Source organism: Pedobacter sp. 01N416 (assembly GCF_056399685.1).
The window spans coordinates 1-4,950 of the sequence record NZ_JBFTRT010000380.1 but is presented as its reverse complement, the minus strand read 5'-3'; the positions used below and the strand labels follow the sequence as shown (position 1 = coordinate 4,950).

Below are 4,950 nucleotides of genomic sequence, written 5' to 3'. Positions count from 1 at the left end.
ACCCGATGTCCGTTGTTTAAGTCCGCAAATTAATAAGGATAAAAAACCACTGCAATGGTTATATTTAACCATTAAAATATGATGAACAGTACACGTAATCTGCTTAACATTAAATTGTTCAGCCAGGAGTTTAATGATCCTGCAAAACCAGTTTTGGACCTTGAAGAGGGCAAGCTTATCGCTCAGATGTATGCAAGGATGGAAAATTGTATCAGCGTGCTCAGTGATCTGAAAAAACGTAAAAGCTATATTTATTACGGAGCGATTGCGGCACAATTGGGCCTGGAAAAAACAGATCCCGAGGTGGATTCGATCTGGGAAGATAATTTATTGCAGCTGATCAATCCGGAGGACATGGAAAAAAAAATCCGGCTCGAACTGCAGTTTTTTCAGTTACTTAATGCGATTTCTCCAGAAGAACGTACAGATTTCGAAGCTGTAACCAGGCTTCGGCTGGTCAGGGCGAATGGAAATATTGTATCATTGAGGCACCGGTTGATCTACATCAGCAGTACTGCCGAAGGTAGTATCAGCTTAGCGCTCTGTCTGTACCATAGGATTTTCGACCACCCGGATCTGGGATGCCCTGACGCAATGATTATCAACAGTCAGAGCGGGGCTGTGATCGACCTAAACCGGGAAAAATTCTTGAATATTTTATCGGAAAGGGAAAAAGAAATATTACAAATGATCGGCTATGGACTCAAGAGTAGGGAAATATCGAAAAAATTAGCGATCAGCATTAATACGGTAAACAGGCACCGGCAGAATATTTTTCAAAAGTTGAATGCAACAAATGCGATCGAAGCATGTAGAATTGCCGAGGCGACGGGTTTATTGAAATAAGATCGCTGTGAAAGGCTTCCACAGTTGAACTTGAAATGCGGGACTGGAAATATATACTGTTGTATTCTGTCCAATACCTCTATATATTAGAACTTGATGATACCCCAAATCATAAGAATACAGAATATATTGAAATCTAAATGGAATAATGTCCCACAAAATATCCTTTAGGAAAGGCATCTGCGGTTTTTGCGGTCACCCGAAATGATCCATAGGCAGGCCATCCAACTCACTAAGGCTGTAGAGATCCCTAACTCAGGGTCCGCAAGGGTAAATGATGACAGTATCGCTATGACAGAAACAGCACTGGCGAACAAAAATGGAAGAAATTTTTTCATATCGGCACTTAAAGTAATTTGTGTACCTGGTTCAAAAATCAAACCAAGTAGTTGCTTATTGAAAGGCAGATGATCAATATTTCTTTAATCTGACATTTCTACCAAAAAAGTCAGTTTATAGCAGTTTTTATTTCCTTTTGCAGACCAAATTGGTTTATGTTTTGGCATCCGATGATTAATCCTTTAGGATTGGAATGTCCTCCGGAATTAAATCTTCCGATTACAAAATATACATTAGGAAAGACAGCTTTGGGATACAGATATTTTAGCGCCATAAATGCTGCCCGGCATTGCTTTTTATTCTCGAGCATTCCATAGATGGCGAAGTTGACAGCACTCCGCTGACCTGCAGGCACCGAGAAATAACCTGAACACATCATGAGAGCTGACATGTTTTGATTCATTTGTTAACTTCCCGTCTCCGCATCTTCGCGGATGTCTTTAGGATCGTCCTTTTCGAGGGTAGCCGTAAGGTCTGCAGCCTCAGAACCTTCATTTTGGCCAACCGGACCATCAGAAGGTAGCGATGTGCTTTGCTTTATACCGGTGGCTGTTTCGTCTTTTTCGGGTAAACCCATGTTCTTGCCGTTTTCATCTTCGCCTGGGTTGATCTGTTTGTTCTCCTGTGTCATATGATTTGTGATTAAGGTTTGAGATCACCGGGTTTTTCATCCAGGTATTTTTCCGCTCTTTCCTGCCATTGATGTCCCTCATCGTCAGGGCTGTTGTTCTGCATTGGCTCAGATGCTAACAATTCAATGAGGGCTTTTGCAGTGGGGCCTGCAGAAAGTGGATTTTGCCCTGTAATAAACAATCCGTCTGTTTCTACGTGGGAAAGGAAGGGCAGTAAGGCTGTTTTCACTTCAGCTCCAAGTTCTTTCAAACGTGTTTGAAGCTCATAAGGGACATTTCCGCTACGACCTACCAATGTTTCTTCCGTATTGCTGAAAGCGGAGAGAACCTTTCCTTTTAGTAGGCCCGGTCTTTGTCTTTCCGCGCTGATGAGTGCTGCAGGACCATGGCAAACTGCTGCAACAGGTTTTCCTGCATCGAGGAAATCCAGTATCAGAAGGCCGCTGTTATTATCTACCGCCAGATCCCATAGCGGTCCATGTCCACCGGGATAAAATAAGGCATCGAAGTCAGTATGCCTGATCTGATCCAGAACAGTGGTCTGGCTAAAGTCAGCCTTTGCCTGCTCATCATCCTGAAATCTGCGGTTGGAGCCGGTAAGGTGTTCGGTCAATTCGCTCATCGGGTCAACCGGCGGCCTGCCGCCTTTAGGGCTTGCCAGGGTAACTGTATAACCTGCGTCAATGAATTCGTAATAGGGATCAGTGAATTCACCCAGCCACACGCCGGTTTTGCTTTCTGTATTTTCCATCGAACTGTGGGAGGTCAATACCATTAGAATCTTTTTCATATCGTTTTATTTTTTATTTGATATCATCTGGACCAACTTCATTGCCTTCCTCGTCAATTTGTTGGTGTTTGTTCCAATTGGTATTTCCGCTCGTGCTGTTTCCGTTACCGGATGATTGCTCCCGGGCCGCATCCTCATGCCCTTCTTGTTCGGGCTCGTTTTTTTCTTTGGGGTCTTTCATAATATTTCTTTTATGTTTAGGTGATAACAAAGTTGGCACTACAATGGTTCGAAAAAATTATGTAAATGTAAGTAAGCGCGTCCCGGAACAGAAAAACAGTTAATCAACGGGCCGGATCTGCGTAACAAGATTCGGCTTTTCAACACAAATTGTTTGTTTATGGTGTTATATTGATTAGCAACTCCAAGGAGGCTTAATTAAGTAGGAATGGTACCGGAAAAGATAAACAGGTTTTTGACTGCACAGAACCAGGCCTACCTAAGAGCCCTGGAAGAGATACGGGCCGGGAAGAAGGTCGGCCATTGGATGTGGTATATGTTCCCACAGTTAAAGGGGCTGGGCAAAAGTGAGATTTCTGAGTACTATGCGCTTGAGGGAATAAATGATGCCACAGATTATCTTAATCACCCGGTTCTTGGCAGGCATCTTGTAGAGATATCCAATGCGGTTCTTTCGCTCACCGGCAGATCTGCCCATGAGATATTCGGCTCCCCGGATGATATGAAACTGCGTTCCTGTATGACCCTGTTTGYAGGGATAAAAGATGCCGATCCGGTATTCAAACAGGTTTTGGATAAATATTTTGATGGACAGTCTGATCGCCTGACACTTGACCTGTTAGCTTAACGTGCACAATCGCTGTGCGGATGAGCACTTCGGCAGAAATCAACGCTTATCTGCACTGGCCAGAAAAGTAGGGTCCGGTTGGGATGCCCAGGTCGGCTTGCGTGGCCATTTGACGCTTAAATTACCTCATGTTGTTTTCACGATAGGAATGTTTGATGGTAAGAGATTATAGGAACTGCTTCTGGTATTTTTTTTATAATGATGATATTGAGGTCTGCTGTTGCCTCCATAGACGCTTTACACATGCAATAATCCATTTCACAGTAAAGAAATCTTAACTCTTTTAAGACAGGTGTTTTTCTTATTCAATTCTGACCAATTTAAGGTTCATTTCTGGCACGCAAAGGAATTTCCGGCATAAACGCTCCTGTAGCCTTTGCCCGCTGGCCCATTTATTCCGTTCCTCCTTTTGCTTTGGCAGAAGCTGAACCTTGCTGGGTTCCATAATTAAATCAGAAAAATTATGGAAAATTTAAGTTTTAAAGTAGCAGAGATTGAGATCAGTTACCGTCCGGCATTGAAAATGGCAGAGTTGCCACAGATTACTTCTTCTAGGGGAGCTTATGAGGTTTTGATGGATCGATGGGATGATGGAAGGTTGGAGCTTGTGGAAGAGTTTAAAGTGATTTTGCTCAACAGAAGGGGTAGGGTATTGGGTGTGGTGAATATTTCACAAGGTGGGTTTTCCGGAACGGTTGCTGATCCTAAGGTTATTTTTGCGGTGGCGCTGAAGGCCTGTGCGAGTGCAATTATATTGGCACATAATCATCCAGGTGGCGAGTTATCTCCGAGTGATGCGGATCTGGCATTGACCAGGAAGTTGAAATCCGGAGGGGATATCTTAGGAATCAGTGTGCATGACCATCTGATCGTTTCAAGATATGGGTTTTATAGTTTTTTAGATGAGGGGATGATTTAGGAGTTGACAGAAGTTTCGATGATGCTGCACCGACTTTAAGTCTGCGGTGGCATCCACTTATAAAGGAAAATAGTGGGTAGAAGAGGGAGGTTGTCTTATTTGCTGTAAATGTATCACGTGTAATGAATATTTAATCTGTTCACAGAAAAAATAATTATAAGCTATCTGCCCTAGGAGATGAAACAACAAGAGATTTCAAAAAAGATTATCGCAACTGGAGATGGTGCCCAGTCGTTTGAGTGCCATTAAGAAAATGATAAAAAAACTGAAAGCTCAATATAGAGCTAAAACAATGTTCCATCTGGGAGCAAAGATAGCACGACGAAAATAACTGTCATAACTTTAGTCAGCCTGGTGGGAAAACTAATTTAATATCGTTTACCTTTTATTAAAAATAATAGACCAATTTAATAGGCAATCACCATATTAAGGATCTTTAACAGTTCACGATAGTCTGAGGTAGACACTGTGGTATAATCGAGAAGCTCAATAGCTGCGTTATCGGAAGTCAGACCCATCACGTTCTCTAAATGCAATTGAAGGATATCAGGCTCAGTCGTTGTCGTATAGGCGACAATTAGTTTAGCTATAATCTTAGAATGTTTGGTGCCGATCC

General features: G+C 42.6%; 8 protein-coding genes. 3 read left to right on the top strand and 5 right to left on the bottom strand.

Annotated elements, in window-relative coordinates; all coding sequences use genetic code 11:
* Positions 1 to 78: 78 nt before the first annotated feature.
* Complete coding sequence (locus tag AC1DND_RS19340; protein ID WP_477584094.1) at positions 79 to 846, top strand: helix-turn-helix transcriptional regulator; 768 nt, start codon at positions 79 to 81, stop codon at positions 844 to 846.
* A 448-nt stretch (positions 847 to 1,294) separates the two neighbouring features.
* On the opposite strand, the gene AC1DND_RS19335 is transcribed toward AC1DND_RS19340, so the two are convergent.
* From AC1DND_RS19335 to AC1DND_RS19320, 4 genes are read right to left on the bottom strand one after another with little or no spacing between them, the layout of a single operon-like run.
* Positions 1,295 to 1,588, bottom strand: coding sequence for a hypothetical protein (locus tag AC1DND_RS19335; protein WP_477584092.1), 294 nt, complete (start codon positions 1,586 to 1,588; stop codon positions 1,295 to 1,297).
* 3 nt (positions 1,589 to 1,591) lie between these two features.
* Positions 1,592 to 1,816, bottom strand: a complete 225-nt coding sequence (locus AC1DND_RS19330) for a hypothetical protein (RefSeq protein WP_477584090.1) — start codon at positions 1,814 to 1,816, stop codon at positions 1,592 to 1,594.
* 11 nt (positions 1,817 to 1,827) lie between these two features.
* Complete coding sequence (locus AC1DND_RS19325) at positions 1,828 to 2,607, bottom strand: type 1 glutamine amidotransferase domain-containing protein (RefSeq protein WP_477584088.1); 780 nt, start codon at positions 2,605 to 2,607, stop codon at positions 1,828 to 1,830.
* A 13-nt stretch (positions 2,608 to 2,620) separates the two neighbouring features.
* Positions 2,621 to 2,788, bottom strand: coding sequence for a hypothetical protein (locus tag AC1DND_RS19320; protein ID WP_477584086.1), 168 nt, complete (start codon positions 2,786 to 2,788; stop codon positions 2,621 to 2,623).
* A 207-nt stretch (positions 2,789 to 2,995) separates the two neighbouring features.
* Between AC1DND_RS19320 and AC1DND_RS19315 the strand changes: the two genes are divergently transcribed.
* Positions 2,996 to 3,415 (top strand): DUF1810 domain-containing protein, encoded by a 420-nt coding sequence (locus AC1DND_RS19315; RefSeq protein WP_477584084.1) that lies wholly within the window; start codon positions 2,996 to 2,998, stop codon positions 3,413 to 3,415.
* 463 nt (positions 3,416 to 3,878) lie between these two features.
* A complete protein-coding gene (locus AC1DND_RS19310; RefSeq protein ID WP_477584082.1) occupies positions 3,879 to 4,334 on the top strand; it encodes a JAB domain-containing protein in 456 nt (151 codons plus the stop codon).
* Between the two features lie 407 nt (positions 4,335 to 4,741).
* On the opposite strand, the gene AC1DND_RS19305 is transcribed toward AC1DND_RS19310, so the two are convergent.
* The coding region (locus AC1DND_RS19305; protein ID WP_477584080.1) for a hypothetical protein at positions 4,742 to 4,950 on the bottom strand (209 nt) is incomplete at its 5' end.